General features: G+C 60.5%; 18 protein-coding genes and 1 pseudogene. 9 read left to right on the top strand and 10 right to left on the bottom strand.

The features are described 5' to 3' along the window. Nucleotides 1-34 precede the first annotated feature (34 nt). The 4 genes from JHD62_RS14470 to JHD62_RS14455 form a co-directional block, all read right to left on the bottom strand. The gene (locus tag JHD62_RS14470) at nt 35-1,048 is read right to left on the bottom strand and encodes a putative 2-aminoethylphosphonate ABC transporter substrate-binding protein (protein ID WP_062791534.1); all 1,014 of its coding nucleotides are present in this window, start codon (nt 1,046-1,048) and stop codon (nt 35-37) included. A 134-nt stretch (nt 1,049-1,182) separates the two neighbouring features. Further along, nucleotides 1,183-1,914 (bottom strand): phosphonate metabolism transcriptional regulator PhnF, encoded by a 732-nt coding sequence (phnF, locus tag JHD62_RS14465; protein WP_199103499.1) that lies wholly within the window; start codon nt 1,912-1,914, stop codon nt 1,183-1,185. A 129-nt stretch (nt 1,915-2,043) separates the two neighbouring features. Further along, entirely contained in the window at nt 2,044-3,558 is a 1,515-nt protein-coding gene (locus JHD62_RS14460; RefSeq protein ID WP_199103497.1) for a PepSY-associated TM helix domain-containing protein, read from the bottom strand. A gap of 268 nt (nt 3,559-3,826) precedes the next feature. Beyond that, nucleotides 3,827-6,052: a TonB-dependent receptor gene (locus JHD62_RS14455; RefSeq protein WP_199103496.1), complete on the bottom strand. Its 2,226-nt coding sequence runs from the start codon at nt 6,050-6,052 to the stop codon at nt 3,827-3,829. Nucleotides 6,053-6,327: 275 nt separating this feature from the next. Between JHD62_RS14455 and JHD62_RS14450 the strand changes: the two genes are divergently transcribed. From JHD62_RS14450 to JHD62_RS14435, 4 genes are all read left to right on the top strand, one after another. Beyond that, nucleotides 6,328-7,029 carry an energy transducer TonB gene (locus JHD62_RS14450; protein WP_233160960.1) on the top strand — a complete coding sequence of 234 codons (702 nt, stop codon included), beginning with the start codon at nt 6,328-6,330 and terminating at the stop codon, nt 7,027-7,029. 32 nt (nt 7,030-7,061) lie between these two features. Next, nucleotides 7,062-7,802, top strand: coding sequence for a MotA/TolQ/ExbB proton channel family protein (locus JHD62_RS14445; RefSeq protein ID WP_199103492.1), 741 nt, complete (start codon nt 7,062-7,064; stop codon nt 7,800-7,802). A gap of 48 nt (nt 7,803-7,850) precedes the next feature. Beyond that, the gene (locus JHD62_RS14440; RefSeq protein WP_199103490.1) at nt 7,851-8,222 is read left to right on the top strand and encodes a biopolymer transporter ExbD; all 372 of its coding nucleotides are present in this window, start codon (nt 7,851-7,853) and stop codon (nt 8,220-8,222) included. A gap of 106 nt (nt 8,223-8,328) precedes the next feature. Then, on the top strand, nt 8,329-8,805 hold the full coding sequence (locus JHD62_RS14435; RefSeq protein ID WP_045848513.1) for a peptidylprolyl isomerase: 477 nt from the start codon (nt 8,329-8,331) through the stop codon (nt 8,803-8,805). A 128-nt stretch (nt 8,806-8,933) separates the two neighbouring features. Here JHD62_RS14435 and JHD62_RS14430 read toward each other — a convergent pair whose 3' ends face one another. The 3 genes from JHD62_RS14430 to JHD62_RS14420 form a co-directional block, all read right to left on the bottom strand. Next, nucleotides 8,934-10,328, bottom strand: coding sequence for a B12-binding domain-containing radical SAM protein (locus JHD62_RS14430; protein WP_199103488.1), 1,395 nt, complete (start codon nt 10,326-10,328; stop codon nt 8,934-8,936). Between the two features lie 228 nt (nt 10,329-10,556). Beyond that, nucleotides 10,557-11,681 (bottom strand): alpha/beta hydrolase, encoded by a 1,125-nt coding sequence (locus JHD62_RS14425; RefSeq protein WP_233160958.1) that lies wholly within the window; start codon nt 11,679-11,681, stop codon nt 10,557-10,559. A 178-nt stretch (nt 11,682-11,859) separates the two neighbouring features. Continuing rightward, nucleotides 11,860-12,639: an AraC family transcriptional regulator gene (locus JHD62_RS14420; RefSeq protein ID WP_199103487.1), complete on the bottom strand. Its 780-nt coding sequence runs from the start codon at nt 12,637-12,639 to the stop codon at nt 11,860-11,862. Between the two features lie 307 nt (nt 12,640-12,946). Between JHD62_RS14420 and JHD62_RS14415 the strand changes: the two genes are divergently transcribed. The 5 genes from JHD62_RS14415 to JHD62_RS14395 all read left to right on the top strand — a co-directional run bounded on the left by JHD62_RS14415 (nt 12,947) and on the right by JHD62_RS14395 (nt 19,034). Continuing rightward, complete coding sequence (locus JHD62_RS14415) at nt 12,947-13,873, top strand: 4-hydroxyproline epimerase (RefSeq protein WP_199103485.1); 927 nt, start codon at nt 12,947-12,949, stop codon at nt 13,871-13,873. A gap of 58 nt (nt 13,874-13,931) precedes the next feature. Then, nucleotides 13,932-14,879: a dihydrodipicolinate synthase family protein gene (locus JHD62_RS14410; RefSeq protein WP_199103484.1), complete on the top strand. Its 948-nt coding sequence runs from the start codon at nt 13,932-13,934 to the stop codon at nt 14,877-14,879. A 67-nt stretch (nt 14,880-14,946) separates the two neighbouring features. Beyond that, nucleotides 14,947-16,518, top strand: coding sequence for an aldehyde dehydrogenase (NADP(+)) (locus tag JHD62_RS14405; protein WP_199103482.1), 1,572 nt, complete (start codon nt 14,947-14,949; stop codon nt 16,516-16,518). A 3-nt stretch (nt 16,519-16,521) separates the two neighbouring features. Then, the gene (locus JHD62_RS14400) at nt 16,522-17,784 is read left to right on the top strand and encodes an FAD-binding oxidoreductase (RefSeq protein WP_199103480.1); all 1,263 of its coding nucleotides are present in this window, start codon (nt 16,522-16,524) and stop codon (nt 17,782-17,784) included. A gap of 101 nt (nt 17,785-17,885) precedes the next feature. After that, a complete protein-coding gene (locus tag JHD62_RS14395; protein ID WP_199103478.1) occupies nt 17,886-19,034 on the top strand; it encodes a branched-chain amino acid ABC transporter substrate-binding protein in 1,149 nt (382 codons plus the stop codon). Between the two features lie 164 nt (nt 19,035-19,198). On the opposite strand, the gene cheZ is transcribed toward JHD62_RS14395, so the two are convergent. The 3 genes and pseudogenes from cheZ to JHD62_RS14380 form a co-directional block, all read right to left on the bottom strand. Then, nucleotides 19,199-19,927 (bottom strand): protein phosphatase CheZ, encoded by a 729-nt coding sequence (gene cheZ, locus JHD62_RS14390; RefSeq protein ID WP_199103476.1) that lies wholly within the window; start codon nt 19,925-19,927, stop codon nt 19,199-19,201. Between the two features lie 53 nt (nt 19,928-19,980). Continuing rightward, nucleotides 19,981-20,367, bottom strand: a complete 387-nt coding sequence (gene cheY / locus JHD62_RS14385; protein ID WP_199103516.1) for a chemotaxis response regulator CheY — start codon at nt 20,365-20,367, stop codon at nt 19,981-19,983. A 74-nt stretch (nt 20,368-20,441) separates the two neighbouring features. Beyond that, nucleotides 20,442-20,593, bottom strand: a pseudogene (locus JHD62_RS14380) (chemotaxis protein CheV); the annotation flags it as partial.

Here is a 20,593-nt window from a genome sequence, read left to right as displayed (position 1 = left end):
CGGCCCGGCACGGCTGTGCGCGGGGCCGATGGGCTTATTTCGCTTCGGATTTGGCGTCGTAGCGCTTGGTCCACTCAGCCAGAATGCGTTCGCGGTTCTGGGCGGACCAGTGCAGGTCCTGCTTCACCAGCCGTTTTTCATAATCGGCAGGAATCAACGGGCTGGGTTTGGCAATGCCCGGCATGGCCACGATGGCGAAGTTCTTTTCATACAGCTCGTTGGCGGATTGCGAGGCCGACCAGTCCGCCAGCTTGCGCGCTGCGGCCAGGTTCTTGCTGCCCTTCATGATGGCGGTGGCTTCCAGGTCCCAGCCCAGGCCTTCCTTGGGGAAAATCACGTCAATCGGTGCGCCGCCTTCTTTCAGCTTGGCCGCACGGTATTCAAAGGAAATGCCGATGGGGAATTCGCCGGCGGCAGCCTGCTTGCACGGCTTGGAACCGGAGTGGGTGTACTGGGCAATGTTCTGGTGCAGCTTGTCCATATAGGACCAGCCCTGTTTTTCGCCAAACAGGGTGAGCCAGGCGGTGACATCGAAATAGCCGGTGCCGCTGGAGGCAGGGTTGGGCATGACAATCTTGCCCTTGTACTGCGGCTTGAGCAGGTCTTTCCAGCTTTCCGGTTTGGCCAGGCCTTGCTTGGCGGCTTCCACGGTGTTGAAGCAAATGGCTGCGCCCCACACGTCCATGCCAACCCAGGACGGGGTAGCGGCAGTATCAACATACTGGCGCGACAGTTTTTGCACGTTTTTCGGTGCATAAGGCTGCAACATGCCTTCTTTTTGCAGCAACAGCAGCGAGGACGCGGCCACGCCCATCACCACATCCGCCTGCGGGCGGGCTTTTTCTGCCAGCAGCTTGGCGGTGATGATGCCGGTGGAGTCACGCACCCAGCGCAGTTTCACGTCCGGGTTTTCCTGCTCGAACTTTTGCTGATAGGCCTGCAACTGGTCGGCCTCCAGCGCGGTGTAAACGGTCAGTGTGGTCTCGGCAAACACGGTACAGCTGGCCAGCGCGAGAGCGGCGGCAATAAGGGAGCGGTAAGCCTGCATGTTGATAGCCTTGCATCGGGTTGGTGGACGCAGTGCACTTTACGCAGGCAACATTACAGCCTGTTTACATCTAGACGTCTAGATGTCTTGAAAGGTAAAAAAACCACATGCCCGGCAGAAGGGGATGGCAAGGCTTACAGGCTGTCCGGTGTTACTTCGACCTGAACGGTGTCACCACCAAAGCGGGTGATGCCGTATTCGATGGGCTGGCCGTCGGGGTCGGCGTAAACACTTTCCACGTACAGGATGGGTTGCTGCTTGCCCTGCTGCAGGGCGGCGGCCACTTCCGGTCGCGGCAGCCGGGCACTGATACGGCTCAGCACGCGCTGGAAGGCGGTGATGCCCTTGCAGGCAAAGGCTTCGCTGGTGCTTTTGCTGTTGCGGTAGATATCAATGAAGCCGTCAAAACGCGGCAGGGGGAAATACTGGGTACACACGCTCACCACCTTGCCATCGGCCAGGTCCAGCGACTCCACCCGCAGCACCTGGCTGCCGCTATCCACCTGCAGCAGCTCGGCCACCGTGGCGGTAGCCGGTTCGAAATGGCAGGACTGGATATCGACATCGCTGACCAGATGCTGGGCGGACAGGCTGTGGGAGAAGCGGCTGCTCTTGCCCAGCCGGTAGGCGATGATTTCTTCCTGCACAAAGGTGCCGCGCCCGCGCTCGATACGCACCAGCCCCTTGTTTTGCAGGTTCTGAATGGCCTGCCGCACGGTATGCCGGTTAACCCCGAAGCGTTCGGCCAGTGCCTGCTCGTTGGGAAGCCTGCCAGTCAGGGCGCGCGACAGGATTTCCTGACTCAGCGTGGCATCGATTTGTAACCAGAGCGGGGTTCCGGCAGGGCGGTTAAGGCGCGTATTCATGGCAAGGGCATCAGGATTTTTTGCAGACAATAGCATGGCATCGCACAGTTGTCCTGCATGGTTTCCCGGCTTGTCACGGCCATGCTACGGCCTGACCGGAGGCGCTGGCATGCTGCGGTCGGCCTGTTTTCAACGGCGCGGCCCTGTCTTGCGGTGAGTCAGGCGACGCCAGCCCAGCACCAAGGCCGTGAGCGCCAGTGCCACGCAAGCGAGACTGCCCGGCAGCATCCAGCCATCCCACAGCGGCCGGTGCCGCAGGATGGGCAGGTCCCAGTTGTGCAGCGCGCTGAACAACCAGCGCAAGCTGCGCTGACCTTGCTTGACTTGCAGCACGGTGGTTCCGGTTTGCGGATTGACATACAGCCAGCTGGCGGCAGGGTCAGCCAGTTTGATGCGCCATACCGGTAGCGGCCGCTCGGCACGGCTGATGCGCGGGCTGCTGTAGTAATAGTCGTCGTCCTGTTCCAGCAAATCCGCGGCGTGGATAGGGGCATGGTGCTGGCTGCTGCTTACTGCAGCCAGCACGGCGTCCTTGCTGAAGCCTGCTGCTTGCGGCTGGCCTGATCCGGCACTGGCCAGCAGCCAGACACGGCCTTGCCCGTCCTGTGCTTGCAATTGCTGCTGGCCACCCAGCTGAAACCAGTTCAATTCCACCGCCGGTTCCGACGGCTTCGGCTGCAATTGCCCGGCAATCTGCGCCATGGGCAGCCTGGTGGCTTGGGCAGGCAAGGCTGGCTGGCTGTGCTGATGGGTTTTGCCATGGCCGCCTTGCTGGCCAAACAGCTGCCAGGGGTTGCCGGACAGAAAGCCGCTCAGGCACCAGGTAAAAGCCAGCAGGCCGGCAGACAAGCCCAGCCACAGATGCCAGCGCTGCCACAGGGCGCGGTAAGGGTTGCTGCTGCCATTGGGGTAAGGACGTTTGCCAAGCCAGGCCGGACGCCAGCGCCCCACACCCAGCCACAACCCGCTACACACCGACAGCAAGGCAGCCAGCGCGCCCCAGGTGAGGATGGGCTTTCTGGCTTCCGCGAGGCCAATGGCATCCAGCGGGCGCAGAAAATGCAGGTAACTGCCGCTCCAGAACAGGATGCGCTGCAGGCGGGTGGTGGATTTGACCACCTCGCCGCTCTTTTGCGAGATGGTGACTTCGTGCTGCTCGGCATCATCCAGCGCCACACGATAAAACGGCCGGTAGGGGTCGTAGTTCATCATGGCGGTGCTGGCATCGCGCTCGAATACGGCTTGCAAGCGGGCCTGCTGGCTGGCGGGCCACCAGTCACGGGCAATCTGCAGCGCCTGGGCCGGGCTGAGAGGGAGATTTTGCCCATCTTCAGCAGACAGGCGCAGACGCTGTCCCGTGGTGTCGGTCACCAGCCAGACGGCCTCGCCCGCCTGCATGCTTAGCCGGGCTGTGGCTGGCTGGCGCGTGGTGGCCAGCCCGCTGCGCTGCCAGGCTTCGCTCAGGCTGAGCCAGTGTCCGGCTTCGGCTGCGGGCAGTGGCTGGCTGTGTGCCAGGCGCACATCGGGGCTGATGCCGGAAGGCCCGGCATAGATCATCATCAAACCGGAAAACGACCATAGCAGCAGCAACAGGCACAGGACGATGCCCAGCCAGCGATGGGCGAGAAACAGCAGGCGCTTCATGCAGGTTCTTCCATGAAAACAGCGTGACATGCGGGCATGTCACGCCCAGATTTTTGACAAACCTCCCTCACTTTCTGAAAAGAAAGTGAGGCTCCCTTTCAGGGAAAGGGCGGGGGGATAGGGAATAAATGGGAAGGCTGCGGAATCAATCACTGAGTCGGAAGGCCCGGCTTTGCCGGGTCCAGTGCAATTGCATCAAATCATGTTGTCAGCAGCCTGAGCGTGCGCTGCGAACAGCACACGCCGGATGGCTCAAGACAGGCCGAAGTCAGTAGTCGAATTTCAGCTGCGCATAGGTGGTGCGCTGCGGCATGGGGTGGTAGGCAAAGCTCTTGTAGTTGTTGAGATTGTCCACGCCCAGCGCCACGGTGAACTGGCGATCCAGCTTGTAGCTGATGCGCGTATCCATGATGAGATAGGCACTGTTGGCTCCGTATACGCCGCTGTTGATCACCGTGTTGCCCACATCCGAACTCTGGAAGCTGCTGTAGCGCCCGGCCAGCGAATAGGACAGCTTGTCGTTCTGGCGGTAGCTCAGTACGGCGGTGGCACGCCACAGCGGAATGCCGGGGAAGGGGTTGTTTACCGAGGCCGGGTTATTGCTGTTGGCGCGGATTTGCGATTTGGCATAGGTAATGTTGCCGCTGAAATCCAGCCCGCGCAGGCCGATGTCGCTTTGCTCGTAGGCCACTTCCAGCCCATTGGTCACCACCCGGTCGATGTTCTGGATATTGGTGACATTGGGGGTGACGGTGGTGTTGGTTTGCGACAGCAGGGCATCGCTCAACTGCTCGCGGAAGGCGGTCAGGCGCAGGGTGCCGCCTTGCAGCTGGCGCGTGGCGGTGATTTCGCCGGTATCGGCCCGCTCGGCTTTCAGGTTGGGGTTGTTGTTGACGATGGTATTGCTGCTGGGCACCGAGCCCTGGAACAGCTCGGCCACGGTCGGGGTGCGGTAGCCACGGCCATAGGCGGTACGCAGCGACCATTTGTCGTTCAGGTCGAACACCACCGCGGCCTTGGGCGAGAAGAACTGCTGGCTGCGCGCCGGGTCGTTGTAGGTGTTCTGGCCGCTGGTGGTGGCACCACCAAAGGCCGACCACCACTCGTAACGGCCTCCGGCAATCAGCTGCACGCCGGGCAGCATGCGCCAGGTGTCCTGGGCAAACAGGGCATGGATCTGGGTATTGCCGACAAAGGCGGCGGTCTGGCTGCCTTGTGTACCGGACTGCCAGTCGCTGGTGGCATAGCTGTGGCTGTTCAGCGCGTAGTGGTCGTAGTGGTAGCCAAAGCGCAGCTGGTGTGCGCTGGCTAGGCTGCCGCCGGGACGCCAGTCCCCTTTCAGGTCCACCGTTTGCCAACCGGTGCCGGCCAGGTCGGTAATGGTGCCGGCGCCGGTCAGCCCGGCAGTCGCACTGCGCTGACGGTCCTTGCTGAAATCATAAATGCTGATATTGCCCTGCCAGTCCCAGCTGCCGTCAGTGCTGGTCTTGAAGGACAAGGCGTTGAGCAGGTGTTCCTGCTGCTTTTTGCTGGGCTGGAAGGCATTGGCCAGATTGTATTTCTGACCGTCGATGTTGACGATGCCGGTGTAAACCGGATTACCGGCGGCATCGCGCAGATAGCTGTTGACCGACACCGTGGAATTGTTTTGCCAGTAGCCCAGGGTGTAGTTCAGCTTCAGGGTGGGGGTGATGTCGTAGGACAACTTGAGGTTGGCATTGTCCTGTATCGAATGCTCGGCACCGGTGGCTCCGACAATCAGCCGTTTGGCGCCGGTGGTGTCGACATCGCTGACCGCACCGCTCACCGTGGTGGCCGCGCTTGCACCGGTGTACTTGTTGGGGTTGGCGGCAAAGGTGGCCGGGTGACCCAGGCTGTCCAGATGCCCGGCTTCAATCATCCACGCAAGCCGGTCCTCGCGGCTGCCCAGCATGACGGCATTTTTGCTGCCGGTGAAATGCTGGCTGGTTTTGTACTGGCTGAAACTTTCGTCAAACAGCGTGCTGCTGGCATGGGCTTCGAATTTCTCCGGCATGCGGGTGGTCAGCACGATGACGCTGCCAATGGAATTGCCCGGATATTCGGCCGCAAACGGGCCGTAGATGGCATTGACCTGGCTGATTTCTTCCGGGCTGACCAGGTTCCAGCGCGGTGGGTAGGCGTAGCTGTTGCCCAGCAGGTTGGACAGCAGGATATCGTCGGCATAGAGCAGGGCGCGGGCGCTGCTGGTCTGGCCGGAGGTGCGGGTAGCGATGATGCTGTTCTGGTCACCAATATAGCGGCGGCGCACCTGCACATCCGGCAGGTATTTCACCGTGTCTTCGGTGCTGGTGACATTGGTGGTCTGGGCAATCTTGTCAGCAGTCATGCTGCTGGTGGTGGCCGGCAGATTATCCGGCACGCTGCTTTTGTCGGCTTGCGATTGCACGGTCACTTCAGCTAGTTGCTTGTCGGTATCGCTAGCCTGGGCCAGGCTGATTTGCCCCAATGCCAAGGTAACAGCCAGAACCAGTTGATGTCGGGGAAACGCTGCGAAGTGTCTCATCAGGAAAGCTCGCTCTTGTTTTGATGACGTTAGATTTTGTTAAGCGGCGTGGATGATGCCCTGCACGGTGGCGGTTCGGGAATGTGGCATTTTGTCGCAGGCGGGAACTTTGCCGGCTGCGGCAATTGGTCGCACGGAGGCGCGGAGAAATCCTGTTAAGGTTGCTCCCGCATTGGTAGGCGCATCGGCCTGCCTGGCAGCAAGGGGGAGAGCAAGTGCAGGCGATGTGGCAGGAAAGGGGACTTGGTAACCGACAGGAATGGCAGCACAGCCGGGCGGTGTGTGTACTGGCGGTGTTGCTGCTGCATGCTGCTTTTGCCGACTGGCTGCTGGGCTTGCCGCAAAACCGGCCGGCGCAGGCGCTGCCGATACGGATGGTGGTGCAGATGCGCACCGCTCAAGCCGCCATGCCGCAAAGCGTGGCCAAGCCATTGCCCACCAGGGCACAGCCGCCAGTCCACTCCCCCCGGCCTGCCACACAGGCCAAACCAAGGGCAGCGCAGCCGGTTTCCGCCACCCCCATGGCCTCTGCCCATCCGGCCGCGCCTGCCGTGTTGTCCGCTACGTCTGCGGCCACCACCAGTTCGGTCAGCCCGGCTGCGACCACTCTACAGGCAACGCCAGAGTCGCATGTCCCAGCCATGACCGAAGCGGGTTTCACCGCCGACTACCTGCACAATCCGGCACCTGTCTACCCGCCATCCTCGCGACGTAATGGTGAAGAGGGCAGGGTGTTGCTGCGGGTGCGCGTTTCGGCCGCCGGGCAGGCAGAGGCGGTGGACATCCAGCATGGCAGCGGTTTTTCCCGGCTGGATGATGCGGCCAGGGAGGCCGTGGCCAACTGGCGCTTTACCCCGGCTCGGCGTGGTGCGCAGGCACTTGCCTCCACCGTCATTGTTCCCATTACTTTTCGCCTGGGCCATTAAGCGCCGGGGCTGACTTATTGCAAGGAAGCATCATGGATACACAACTGGGTCTGGCACATTTCTGGCAGCAGGGGGATGCGGTATCCCACGTGCTGGCCATCTTGCTGGTACTGATGTCGATTGCCAGCTGGAGTCTGCTGTTGATCAAGCTGCTGGAGCAATGGCGCTTGCGCCAGGCTCTGCGTCATGCGTTGCCAGCCTTCTGGCAGGCGGGCAGCAAACAGGCCGCCCAGCAGATGCTTGTGACTCGTGACGGTAGCCAGCTACTGAGCGGAATTGCGCTCCAGGCCGAACACGCCGCACAGGCTTATGCGGGTAAATCCGGCCTGGGCCTGGGTGGTGAGCTGGATGCGGGCGAGTATCTGGGCCGCACCCTGCAACAGGCCTTGCTGCAAGCGCAGGCACGGCTGGAACAGGGCCTGACCGTGCTGGCTTCCATCGGTGCCACCGCGCCTTTTATTGGCCTGTTTGGTACGGTATGGGGGATTTATCACGCCCTGATCAATCTGTCCGGCCATGGCCAGATGAATATCGATCAGGTGGCCGGCCCGGTGGGCGAAGCGCTGATCATGACCGCCATCGGCCTGTTTGTCGCCATTCCGGCGGTGCTGGCCTACAACGCCTGCACCCGCAGCAACCGCCTGATGCTGGCGGCACTGGAAGGCTTTGCCCATGGCCTGCATGCCTATCTGGTGGCCGGGGTGCGCCAGCTACCGCCGCAAGCCATACCCAGCGGCGCATTGCAGCCTCAGTCCACCGGCAAGGGGGCTTGAGCAATGGCATTCCACGGCTTTTCGTCTTCAGGCCAGCATGGCCAGCCCATGGCCGAAATCAATACCACTCCGCTGGTGGATGTGATGCTGGTGTTGCTGGTGGTGTTCATGATTACCGCGCCCTTGTTTCATCAGGCGGTCGGTATTGATTTGCCCAAAACAGTGGCCACGCAGGAGAAGCCACAAGAGAAAGTGTTGCACCTGAGTCTGACGCGCGACGGCAGCGTGACGCTGGACGGCAAGGCCATCAGCCAGGCGGCCCTCAGCACACAGCTGCAAGCTGCCAGTGTGGGGAATCCGGATCTGCAACTGCAGGCGGATCAGGCCACGCCGTATCAGGCTGTGGCCGCGGTGATGGCACTGGCCCAGCAGGCCGGGGTCAACCGTATTGCCTTTGTCACCCAGCCGCCGGCGCATTAAAGCGCCTGGGCCAATGCCCGCCACCCAGCGCAGGGGGCGCGACAGTTGACACTGGCGTGCCTTGCTGCCAACCTGCCGCCTTTGTTTCCACGCTTATTTTGCTGCCATGAAAATCACCAAAAATTCCGCCGTTACGCTGCGCATGAAAGTGACCGACGCCCAGGGTCAGGTTTACGACGATGGCAAGCATCCGGTTTCCTATCTGCATGGCGATTACGACAATCTGTTTGCCAAGCTGGAAGAAGCACTGGAAGGTCAGGAAGCCGGTTTCCAGACCGCACTGGAACTGGCATGCGAAGACGCGTTTGGCGAGCGTGACGAAGCGCTGGTCACCACCATGCCCAAGGCTGAATTCCCGCCCGGCATCAAGGTGGGTGGCCAGATCCAGCGCATGGGCCCGGACGGCCAGCCGCGCTATTACTTTGTCACCAAGATCAAAGGCCCTACCGTGCTGCTGGATGGCAACCATCCGCTGTGCGGCAAGGCGCTGCGCTTTGCCATTACCGTGCTGAGCGTGCGCGAGGCGACTGCCGAAGAAATCGCCCACCAGCATGTACATGGCGAGCACGGCCATCAACATTGATTGACTGTGTTTTCCCACCCGCCTGACGGCTTGATATCAAGCCGTCACATGAAAAAAGCCCTGAACATTCAGGGCTTTTTCTTGTCCGTTTTCCGGTCTCCAGCCTGGCGCTGCATAGAGAGCGGGCCTCACAGCGCGCGCATGTATTTGAAACGGATATCAATGAATTTGCGTCGCCAGTCAAACAGTTCTTCCAGCGACATATCGTAGGGCTTGATCACACAGCCTTCCTGGTGGGCCCGTACCGGGGCGCGCCACAAATTGCCCATATCGATATCTTCAATGAACAGCTTGTCACGCACGCACTGGTCAAACACCGGTGTGCCGGGGAAGGGAATCAGCGTGCCAACCCAGTTGCGATCCAGTTGCAGCTCATCAATCATGTCCATGGTTTCCTGCAGCGTTTCATTGGTGTCTTCAGGAAAACCCATGATCCAGTTACCGGCCAGACTGACGCGATGCTTTTTCAAGTCTTCAACGACTTTATAAATCGTGTCGCGCTTCAAGCCTTTTTTGATGATGGTATTGCGGATGTATTCTGAGCCGTGCTCGGGTGCCAGCAGGGCGGAGGTCATACCTGCCGCTACCATGGCATCAATCACCTCGGTTTTCAGGCTGTTCATGCCCAGGCCACCGGCAGTGGTGAACTGGATATCCAGGCCACGGCGCAGGATTTCATTACAGATGCCCAGAATATGCTTGTTGTCGACCGTCAGGTTGTCATCCATGAAGGTGAAGAAGCGCTGGTTCTTTTCATTGACCAGGTACTCCAGCTCATCAACAAAGCGCTGCGGTGTACGACGACGGAGTTTTCTGCCTTGTACGATATACATGTCGCAGAATGTGCATTTGAACGGGCAGCCACGCTCGGAGATAACAGGAACGACATTCTTGATATCGTGCCCTTTGAAGTTGGAGTAGCCGCTCAAATCCATCTCGAATTCAGTGAAATCAACCATGTCCCATGCCTGCATGGGGAGGTCTTCATAGTTGATCCACTCGCGTTCTTGATTGACATGCACCTTGCCATCCTGGTCGCGGAAGGCGAAAGACTTTATTTCTTTCAGATTACCCAGCTCACCCGTGGCCATTCTGTTGGCAATGGCGACCATTTGCGGCTCACCCTCACCCAGTGCGATATAGTCGAAATCCGGGCAGTTTTTCAGGATTTCATGCGGGTAAGTGGTGGCATGAATCCCCCCGGTAATGATTTTCAGGTCCGGGTTGGTCTGCTTTACCGTACGCGCATAATCCATGGCGGTTTGCATGAAACCGGAAAACAGAAACGAGATGCCTACCAGGTCGGGGTTTTCCTGTTTGATGGTCTGGATGATACGGTCATGGCAATAACGGGTGGGTTCTGCCTGTTGGTGGGTTCTTTTACTGTTCAGGTCCAGCAGGATGGGCTGATGACCTTCATTGCGCAATACTGCAGCCAGGCTGAGTAATGCGGCAGAGGGAAGAAAATCGTTACGCTTGATGGTCGGGTCATCAAGGTAGGGACAGATTAATAAAACCTTCATGATATTCTCCCCATCCGGATCGGGATGTTAATTTCTTTTGTTGTTCAACTATTTTTACTCCAATTTTCAATCCTACCTGTTTTGCAATGGCTAAGCCATATTGACAAAATGGTATTTGTCATAAGCTATTAATATTTATTGATAATAGCCATTTTGTATTTCACCAGTATGTCAAAAACCAGACCCTCCACGCTGCGTAGGGTCTGGTTTTTCAGTCTGCCTGCCTGATCAGTGCAGGTTCTGCTGGAAGAAGCGGGTGATCCGGTCGAAGGGGATTTTGTCCATGCGGTCATACAAATCCACATGGTTGGTATTTTTCAGGATCAGCAGCTCCTTTGGTTCGGCGGCAGCCTGGTAAATGTCCTCGCTGAAATAGCGGGAGTGGGCATTGTCACCGGCAATCAGCAAGATCGGGCGCGGGGAGATTTCCTTGATATAGCTGAGCAGCGGCATGTTCATGAAGGAAAGCGCACTGGTAGCGGTAAAGGCGCCGCTGGAGTTCACCGAATTCTTGTGAAAGCCGCGGGCAGTGCGGTAGTAGTCGAAAAACTCCTTCACGACCGGGTGCGGGTTGTCCGGCAGGGTTTCCGGCAGCAAACGCGCGGGCATCACCACCTTGCCGTCTGCGGCGATGTAGATGCCGTGGCTGCCTGCTGTCGGATAGCCATTCTGCGCGTCCTGCCAGCGTTGCTGGCTCAGCAGGTCGAGAATCTTGCTGCGATCCGCTGCCGACAGGGTATCGCCCAGCCCCCTGGCCATTACCCGCGACATGTCATACATGGAGGTGGTGACCACAGCCTTGATGCGCTTGTCCACGGCGGCAGCATTCAGGCTCATGCCGCCAAAGCCGCAGATGCCGATCAGGCCGATCTTTTCCCGGTCCACTTCGGGCAGCAGTCCCAGATAATCCACCGCCGCGCTGAAGTCTTCGGTATTGATTTCGGGGGACGACACATTGCGCGGTTCTCCACCGCTCTCACCGGTGTATGACGGGTCGAACGCCAGGGTCACAAAACCGCGCTCTGCCATGGTTTGCGCATACAGGCCGGATGATTGTTCTTTCACGGCACCAAACGGGCCGCTGACGGCAAGGGCGGCCAACTTTTGCTGACCACGGTTTTTCGGCAGGTAGAGGTCGGCGGCCAGGGTAATGCCGTAGCGATTGCGGAAGCTCACCTTGCGGTGATCGACCTTGTTGCTTTGCGGGAAGGTTTTGTCCCATTCCTGGGTCAGATGAAGCATGTTTTCTCCAGAGGATGTGCTGCTTGCTGCCTGTGCAGGCAGGGCGCTGATAAAGAAGGCCGTGCAGGCCAGCAGGGCGGATTGCAAGAAGGCTTTGCGCGTGAGTTGCATGGTGTGACTCCTGAGTGAAGGCATGGCGTGCAAGAGGGCAGATTTTCCTGCCACGTGTTGCTGCGTATTGTTCAGGAGGTGTGGCGCAAGCCGGTACATGAATCCTCGACATTTCTTGCCCGATCCTCTGGCAAGACGGTGCGGTTGCAGCACCGTAGCGCAGCTGAGGCCGGTTGGCTCAGGGCTTGCCGGCCAACTGCTGGCGATACATGCGCGGGGTAAAGCCGGTCAGCGCCTTGAACTGGCGGCTGAAGGCGCTGTGGTCGGTATAGCCGCAGTGCAGTGCCACATCGGTGATGGCCATGTCACCGTGCAGCAGGCGGTGGGCGTGTTCCAGCCTGGCCTTGTGAATCATCTGGCGCGGGGTCAGGTGAAACACTTTCTTGCAGTAGCGTTCCAGCTGGGCGGGGGAGACGCCGGCAATGGCGGTCAGCTCGTCCATGCTGATGGAACGGCTGAAGTGGCTGCGGATGAACTCGTCCACCGCCACCAGCCGGGTGTAGGCGGGGTGGGTCTTGCTGGCGGCCTGCAAATCCAGCGAAATGCCGATCAGCCCGATGATGTCGCCCGCCGCACTGTACAGCGGCCATTTGTAAGTCAGGCACCAGCCCGGCTCCCGGCTGTTGAACAAATGCAGTTCCAGCTGGCTTTCCAGTACCAGCCCGTCCTTCAACACCTTGATGTCCTGCGCGGTATAGCCCGGCCCCAGCTGCGAGGGAAACACCTCGGCGCTGGTCTTGCCCAGCAAGGGTTGCAGGCTTTTCAGCCCGCAGCGTTCCACCAGTGTCTGGTTGGCCAGCAGATAGCGGGCCTGTGCGTCCTTGATGAAGATGGCGGCATTGGGGATCAGGTTCAGTACCGGTAGCAGCGGTCCCAGTGCGCCCAGCAGACTGTCCAGGCTGGCCGGACGCGTTTGTTGCTGCCAGTTGGCAATGCTGTCCAGCAGTTCCCCTGTCATGGTTTTCCCCTCCTTGTCTTGTGCGTTTGTCCGGTCTGTCACCGGGCATGGCGGCACAGTCCTGTCTTGCCCATTGTGCTGCAAAAACAGCAATTGTGCCGATTTCGTCATTGTCGCTGATGATAAGCATCAAGATTCCCGGCAGCAATAACGCCATTCTATGCAGGTGCTGACGAAGACGGTCTTGGCGTGAAGATGCAATGGAATCAATGTCCTGCATGGTGTTGTTTTCTTGATTCATGCCTTGGGGAAACCCATGGGCATGCCTGCCGACCGTCATTCAGGGTCTTACCGAATGGACAAGCTTATGCAAGAGATACACATCATCGACTCCCACACCGGCGGCGAACCCACCCGGCTGGTGATGCGCGGTTTTCCCGATATTGGCGGCGGCAGCATGGCCTATCAGCGCGAAGCATTGCGCCAGCAGCACGACCAGTGGCGCCGCGCCTGTTTGCTGGAGCCGCGTGGCAGCGAGGTGCTGGTGGGCGCGCTGTATTGCCCGCCAGTGTCGCCGGACGCCACTTGCGGGGTGATCTTCTTCAACAACACCGGCTATCTGGGCATGTGCGGCCACGGCACCATCGGCCTGATTGCCTCGCTGCATTACCAGGGCCTGATTGCACCGGGCGTGCACAAGATCGACACCCCGGTGGGACAGGTCAGCGCCACCCTGCATGAGGATGGCGCGGTGACGCTGGGCAATGTGCCGGCTTACCGCTATCGCCAGCAGGTGGCGGTGAACGTGCCCGGCTACGGCGTGTTTTACGGTGACATTGCCTGGGGTGGCAACTGGTTCTTCCTGGTGTCCGAACACGGCATGACGCTGGAAATGGCCAATGTGGAAGCGCTGACAGCCTTCACCTGGACCATGTTGCAAGCGCTGGAAGCACAGGGCATCACCGGGGCCGATGGCGCGCTGATCGACCACGTGGAGCTGTTTGCCGACGATGCCAGCGCCGACAGCCGCAATTTCGTGATGTGCCCCGGCAAGGCGTACGACCGCTCGCCCTGCGGCACCGGCACCAGCGCCAAGCTGGCCTGTCTGGCAGCCGACGGCAAGCTGGCCGAAGGCGCGCACTGGGTGCAGGCCAGCATTACCGGCAGCCAGTTCATCGGCCATTACCAGCGCGAGGGCGAGTTGATTCGCCCCTTCATTACCGGCCGCGCCTGGGTCACCGCCAGCAGCACCCTGCTGATCGACCCGCAAGACCCTTTCGCCTGGGGCATCTGAGCCCCGCGCTGCACAGACATCACCCCATACACACATACAAGCTGCAAGGAGCAAAACAATGAGCGACAACATTTTCACCGGCTGCATCCCGGCCCTGATGACCCCGTGTACCGCCGAGCGCAAGCCGGACTTTGACGCGCTGGTAGCAAAGGGCCGTGAGCTGATTGCCGCCGGCATGAGCGCGGTGGTGTATTGCGGCTCGATGGGCGACTGGCCGCTCTTGACCGAAGCCGAGCGTCAGGAAGGCGTGGCCCGGCTGGTGGCTGCCGGTGTGCCTACCATTGTCGGCACCGGTGCGGTGAACACCCGCGAGGCCGTGTCCCATGCCGCCCATGCCGCCCGCGTTGGTGCACATGGCCTGATGGTGATTCCGCGCGTGCTGTCGCGTGGTTCATCGCCGACTGCCCAGAAAGCCCACTTCTCCGCCATTCTGGCTGCCGCACCCGATTTGCCTGCAGTCATCTACAACAGCCCTTATTACGGCTTTGCCACCCGCGCCGATCTGTTCTTCGAGCTGCGTCGCAGCTATCCCAACCTGATTGGCTTCAAGGAATTCGGCGGTGCCGCCGACATGCGCTACGCCGCCGAGCACATCACCTCGCAGGATGATCAGGTCACCCTGATGGTGGGGGTGGACACCCAGGTGGTGCATGGCTTCGTCAACTGCAATGCCACCGGTGCCATTACCGGCATCGGCAATGCGCTGCCGCGCGAGGTGCTGCATCTGGTTGCGCTGAGCAAGGCGGCTGCCAAGGGTGACGCAGTGGCCCGTCGTCAGGCGCGTGAGCTGGAATCCGCGCTGGCGGTGCTGTCCTCCTTCGATGAAGGCTGCGATCTGGTGCTGTATTACAAGTACCTGATGGTGCTGAACGGGGATACCGAATACAGCCTGCACTTCAACGAAACCGACACCCTGACTGAAGCCCAGCGCCGTTATGCCGAAACCCAGTACACGCTGTTCCGCAACTGGTATCGCGACTGGTCGGCCGGGCTGAATGTGGCCTGAGCCAGACCCTGAGCAGCCGTGCCACGCCAACTGCGTGGCCGGGCTTTTACTTCAAGCAGGAAATCTCATGAATCTGACAGGCAAGATGCTGATTGGCGGGCAATCCGTCAGCGGTACGCGTGAAGTACTGCACGCCATCAATCCGTCCAGCGGACAGACACTGCAACCGGGCTATGCCGGGGGCGATCAGGCTCAGGTGGAACAGGTGTGCGGCCTCGCCTGGGCCGCCTTTGATGCCTACCGCGAAACCACGCCGGCACTGCGGGCGCAGTTGCTGGAAACCATTGCCGGGGAAATCGAAGCGCTGGGCGATGCGCTGATTGAACGCGCCATGCTGGAAACCGGTTTGCCGCAGGCCCGTTTGCAGGGCGAGCGGGCCCGCACTTGCGGCCAGCTGCGCATGTTTGCCCGTACCGTACGGGCTGGTGAATGGCTGGATGTGCGGGTCGATCAGGCCCAGCCTGCGCGTCAGCCGCTGCCGCGTGCCGACTTGCGCCAGCGCCAGATCCCGCTGGGGCCGGTGGCCGTATTCGGAGCCAGCAACTTTCCGCTGGCGTTTTCGGTGGCCGGGGGCGATACCGCCTCGGCACTGGCGGCCGGTTGCCCGGTCATCGTCAAGGCGCACAGCGCCCATCCCGGCACCAGCGAACTGGTGGGCCAGGCCATTGTGCGCGTGCTGCAACAGTGCGGCCTGCCCGCCGGGGTATTCGCGCTGCTGTTTGGCAGTGGCCGCGAAGTAGGGCAGGCACTGGTGAATGATGCGCGCATCAAGGCGGTGGGCTTTACCGGATCGCGTGCTGGCGGCCTGGCGCTGTGTCAGACCGCACAGCAGCGTGCGGAGCCGATTCCGGTGTATGCGGAAATGAGTTCCACCAACCCGGTATTCCTGTTGCCCGCTGCCTTGCAGGCCCGTGGGGATGCGCTGGCACAGGGCTTTGTCGGCTCGCTTACGCAGGGAGCAGGGCAGTTCTGTACCAACCCCGGCCTGTTGGTGGCGGTACAAGGGCCGGCGCTGGAACAGTTTGTCGCCAGCGCGGCTGATTTGCTGCAACACAGTGCGGCGCAAACCATGCTGACGCCTGGCATCTGGGCGGCGTATCAGGACGGGGTGGACAGCCTGTCCCGCCACGCCAGCACCGTGGCCAGGGGTGTGTTGCCCACCGGGCCCAACCAGTGCCAGGCACAGCTGCTGCGGGTAAGTGCAGCGGAATACCTGGCCAATCCGGCCTTGCAGGCCGAGGTGTTCGGCGCGGCCGCGCTGATCGTGCAATGCCGTGATGAGGCAGAACGCCTGCAACTGGCCGAGGCACTGGAAGGCCAGCTGACTGCCACGCTGCAACTGGATGACGAAGATATCGCGCTGGCACGCAGCCTGTTGCCGGTGCTTGAGCGCAAGGCTGGCCGCATCCTGGTCAATGGCTGGCCTACCGGGGTGGAAGTGTGTGACGCCATGGTGCATGGCGGGCCATTCCCGGCCACCTCGGATGTGCGCTCCACCTCGGTGGGAACCGCAGCCATCCAGCGCTTCCTGCGCCCGGTGTGCTATCAGGACCTGCCGGATGCACTGCTGCCAACAGCCCTGAAACATGAGAATCCGCAGGGCTTGCCGCGCCTGCTGGATGGCGTGCGGGAGGCCTGAGCCATGGCCGACACCCTTGTTGCGGGAGACGAAGTCATCGTGGTGGGGGCCGGTGTGGTCGGTATTGCCATTGCGCTGCAACTGCGGCTGGAAGGCTTTGCCGTCACCCTGCTGGACCGTGGCGAACCGGCCATGGAAACCAGTTATGGCAATGCCGGTGCCTTTGCCATCAGCGATGTGATACCGCTGGCCGAACCCGGCGTGCTGCGCAAGGTGCCGGGCTGGATGCTGGACCCGCTGGGGCCGCTGGCCCTGCGCTGGCGCTACCTGCCCAGCCTGATGCCCTGGCTGCTGCGCTTTCTTGCCGCCAGCCGTCCCAGCCGGGTGGCCACACTCACCCGCGATCTGTCTGCCTTGCTGGCACGGGTGAATCAGGACTACGCCACGCTGATAGACAAGGCCGGGCTCACGGCCATGTGGCGACGCCACGGCAACCTCACCCTGTACCGCAATCAGCAGGAGTTCGATGCCGCCTTGCCCGCCTGGCAGGAAAAGCGCCGTCACGGCGTGCAGTGGCAGGCCTTGTCACGCAGCCAGTTACTGGAACAAGAACCGCTGTTGGCCGAGGAATGGCAATACGCGGTGCGGGTGCCGGACTGGTCGCATGTGGACGATCCCTACACCTTCAGCCGTGGCCTGTTCGATGCCTTTGTCCGTGCCGGTGGACGCTTTGTGCAGGATGAGGTGCTGGCTACGCTGGAGCAGGGCGGGAGAGTCAGCGGGGTGGAAACAGCTGGCCATGGCCGCCTGCAGGCGGCTGCCACGGTGATTGCCTGCGGCGTGTGGAGCGACCGTTTTACCCGTCAGCACCGCTACCGCGTGCTGCTGGAAAGCGAGCGCGGCTATCACGTCAACCTGCCCAGGGCCGGAGTGAAGCTGCACCACTTCATCCAGTGCGCCAGCGAGAGCTTTGTCATTTTGCCCATGGCGGGTGGCGGCCTGCGCCTGGCCGGCACGGTAGAGCTGGCACACCGTGATGCGCCACCCGACTGGCGGCGCGCCCACATCCTGCTGGACAAGGCGCGGCGCATCGTCGGCGATTTTTCCACTGAGGGCATGACGGTGTGGATGGGCAACCGCCCCTCGCTGCCGGATACCTTGCCCATCATCGGCCCGGCCCCAGGGCAGCACGGCCTGTGGTTTGCCACCGGGCATGGCCATCTGGGCCTCACCCTGGCCGCCACCACGGCAGTGCTGCTGAGTGATTTGTTGCAGGGCCGCGCAGCGGAAACAGATATGCAGCCCTACCGTTTGCAACGGTTTTGATCCTGCCAGACACCGGCGCAGACCGGTCATGGCAGGAGAGCAGTAACAGGGGAAATCAGCTGGTTTCTCTTGAATGAATGCAGCGTCAAAGGAGAAATGACATGGCACAAAAGAAACTGTTTGCAGAACTTGGCCGGGTAGTGGCACTGGGCGGCATGATGGCCCCGTTTGCCATTGCTGCCGCACATGCCGATACGGTAGTGAAAATCGGCTTTTCCTCACCCTTGTCCGGCCCGCAGGCGCATTACGGCAAGGACAATGAGAACGCCACCAAGATGGCCATTGACGACATCAATGCCAAGGGCCTGGTGGTGGGCGGGCAGAAGATCAAGTTCGAGCTGGTGTCCGAGGACGATCAGGCCGACCCGCGCATTGGCACCCAGGCTGCGCAGCGGCTGGTGGATGCCGGGGTGAAGGCGGTGATTGGCCACTTCAATTCCGGAGTGTCCATTCCCGCTTCGCGTATTTATTCTGAAGCCGGTATTCCGCAACTGTCGGTGTCCACCAACCCGGCTTACACCCAGCAAGGCTACAAGACCACCTTCCGCCTGGTGGGCAGCGACAGCCAGATTGGCGGCTCGCTGGGCCAGTTTGCGGTAAAAACCCTCAAGGCCACGCGCATTGTGGCGATTGACGACCGCACCGCCTACGGCCAGGGTATTGCCGACGAATTCGTCAAGGCGGTGACTGCCAATGGCGGCAAGGTGGCACGGCGTGAATTCACCACCGACAAGGCAACCGATTTCAGCTCCATCCTGACGGCGGTGAAAGCAATCAATCCGGAAGTGATTTTCTACGGTGGGGCGGATGCCCAGGCTGCGCCGATGGCCAAGCAACTCAAACGACTGGGGCTGAAAGCCAGGCTGATGGGTGGTGACATGATGAACACCCCCACCTTCATCCAGCTGGCCGGGGCGGATGCGGCGGGTCACTATTCCGCTGTGGCGGGTGGGGTGTTGACTGCCCGTCCGGCGGGCAAGGCGTTTGAAACCCGTTACAAGGCGCGCTTCCATCAGGATGTGGTACTGCTGGGGCCGCAATTCTACGACGGGGTGATGCTGGTGGCCGAAGCCATGAAGCAGGCGGGTTCTGTCGAGCCGGCCAAGTACCTGCCCAAGCTGGCCACCATCCGTTACAGCGGTGTCACCGCCGACTTTGCCTTTGCGCCCAATGGCAACCTGCTGAAGGCACCGGTGACACTGTCCGAGGTCAAGAACAACGCCTGGCAGGTGCAGGCGGTGGTGAACTAGTTGGTGTAGTCCTGACGGTATTTCCCTGCGTTCTCATCAGTCTCATGCCTGGGTTGGCCTTGCTTGCGGGGTCAGCCCTTTTTTCATGCCGGCGCACCATCCACATGAAAAAGGCCCTGCATGTGCAGGGCCGGGGCAGAAAAGGGAAGTGCAAGGGGTTTGCTTCAGAAACCCAGGCTGTCCAGCAAATCGTCCACTTGTTGCTGGCTGGACATCACGTCCGGGTTGCCTTCCTGATTGATGGCCGGGCCGTTGAGCAGGCTGCTGTCCAGCGCGCCCTTCTTGTGTTCCGGCGAGAATTCCACCAGCAGGTTCAGCATTTCAGCTTCGATGGTTTTGAACATATCCATCATTTTCTTGATGACCTGACCGGTGAGGTCCTGGAAGTCCTGTGCCATCACGATTTCCAGCAACTGGGTATTCGTTTCGTGCGTCTGTTCCGGTACCTGGTTCAGGTACTGGCGGGTGTCATTGGCCAGCTGTTTGAACTCTTCCACCGACAGCTGGTTGGCATACAGCAGGTTCCAGCGTTCGGACAGGCTCTTGGAGTTGCTGCCCAGTTTGTCTTGCAGGGGCTGGGCCACGTCGATGGCATTGAGCACCCGGTCGGCCGCGCTCTTGGTCAGCGAGGCAATATAGCTTAGCCGGTCGCGCGCATCGGGAATGGCGTCGGCCACCTTTTCCAGCGACTTGTCATAGCCCATGTCACGCAGGGTGTTGTGCATCTTGCGCGTGATCTGGCCAATTTGCTCGTACATCTCTTCATTGTGTGCATTACCCGCTGTTTCTGCAGCAGCAGCGTCACTCGCCGGCTCTTTGTGCTGGCTGGCAATGCTGTCGAACAGTGCTTCGAGATCCGGGGAATCTCCGCTATCTAGAATGTGATCCGGCACGATAGCTTCTCCTCTTTGCTGACCTGGCAAGTCGTCTTGCCATGTATATGCGTTTACTTGTTCAGGGTCTGGAAGATCTTGTTCATCTTTTCTTCCAGCGTGGCCGCGGTAAACGGCTTCACGATATAGCCGCTGGCACCGGCCATGGCTGCCTCGATGATGTTTTCCCGCTTGGCTTCGGCGGTGATCATCATGAAGGGAAGATGCTTGATCTGCTGGTCGGCACGGACCGCCTTGAGCAGCTCGATGCCCGTCATGTTGGGCATGTTCCAGTCCGACACGATGAAGTCGAAATGCTGGTTTTTCAGCTTGTGCAAGGCAACCTGGCCGTCTTCGGCCTCGTCCACATTGGTAAAGCCCAGCTCTTTGAGCAGGTTGCGCACAATGCGTCTCATGGTCGAGAAATCATCGACGACCAGAAACTTCATGTTCTTGTCCACCATAAATGAGGCTCCAAAGAGTTGATTCGTTAGTGGCGTCCACCCGCCCGGCACAGGCCAAAGCGGGGACAGCGTTATCTTTGAAGGTAAGGCAGCAGGGTTTCAGCCAGGATTGCCGGGTCGAATTTGGCAACATAGGCATCCACCCCCACGCTGGAACCCATCGCCTTGTTGGCATTGGACGACAGCGAGGAATGCATGATAACCGGGATGCCTTTGAAGCGGA

The sequence above is a fragment of the Aquitalea sp. ASV11 genome (genome assembly GCF_016429185.1).
In the GTDB taxonomy this organism is placed as follows: Bacteria; Pseudomonadota; Gammaproteobacteria; order Burkholderiales; family Chromobacteriaceae; genus Aquitalea; species Aquitalea pelogenes.
Note: the sequence above shows the minus strand (reverse complement) of the source record. Positions and strands in the feature narration are given on the sequence as shown.

Coding starts and splice junctions, on each gene's coding strand:
- JHD62_RS14460 (WP_199103497.1), bottom strand. CDS start 3,558: ATGAAGCGCCTGCTGTTTCTCGCCCATCGCTGGCTGGGCATCGTCCTG.
- phnF (WP_199103499.1), bottom strand. CDS start 1,914: ATGAATACGCGCCTTAACCGCCCTGCCGGAACCCCGCTCTGGTTACAA.
- JHD62_RS14470 (WP_062791534.1), bottom strand. CDS start 1,048: ATGCAGGCTTACCGCTCCCTTATTGCCGCCGCTCTCGCGCTGGCCAGC.
- JHD62_RS14400 (WP_199103480.1), top strand. CDS start 16,522: ATGGCCGACACCCTTGTTGCGGGAGACGAAGTCATCGTGGTGGGGGCC.
- JHD62_RS14435 (WP_045848513.1), top strand. CDS start 8,329: ATGAAAATCACCAAAAATTCCGCCGTTACGCTGCGCATGAAAGTGACC.
- JHD62_RS14405 (WP_199103482.1), top strand. CDS start 14,947: ATGAATCTGACAGGCAAGATGCTGATTGGCGGGCAATCCGTCAGCGGT.
- JHD62_RS14450 (WP_233160960.1), top strand. CDS start 6,328: ATGTGGCAGGAAAGGGGACTTGGTAACCGACAGGAATGGCAGCACAGC.
- JHD62_RS14420 (WP_199103487.1), bottom strand. CDS start 12,639: ATGACAGGGGAACTGCTGGACAGCATTGCCAACTGGCAGCAACAAACG.
- JHD62_RS14395 (WP_199103478.1), top strand. CDS start 17,886: ATGGCACAAAAGAAACTGTTTGCAGAACTTGGCCGGGTAGTGGCACTG.
- JHD62_RS14445 (WP_199103492.1), top strand. CDS start 7,062: ATGGATACACAACTGGGTCTGGCACATTTCTGGCAGCAGGGGGATGCG.
- JHD62_RS14430 (WP_199103488.1), bottom strand. CDS start 10,328: ATGAAGGTTTTATTAATCTGTCCCTACCTTGATGACCCGACCATCAAG.
- JHD62_RS14415 (WP_199103485.1), top strand. CDS start 12,947: ATGCAAGAGATACACATCATCGACTCCCACACCGGCGGCGAACCCACC.
- JHD62_RS14425 (WP_233160958.1), bottom strand. CDS start 11,681: ATGCAACTCACGCGCAAAGCCTTCTTGCAATCCGCCCTGCTGGCCTGC.
- JHD62_RS14410 (WP_199103484.1), top strand. CDS start 13,932: ATGAGCGACAACATTTTCACCGGCTGCATCCCGGCCCTGATGACCCCG.
- JHD62_RS14440 (WP_199103490.1), top strand. CDS start 7,851: ATGGCCGAAATCAATACCACTCCGCTGGTGGATGTGATGCTGGTGTTG.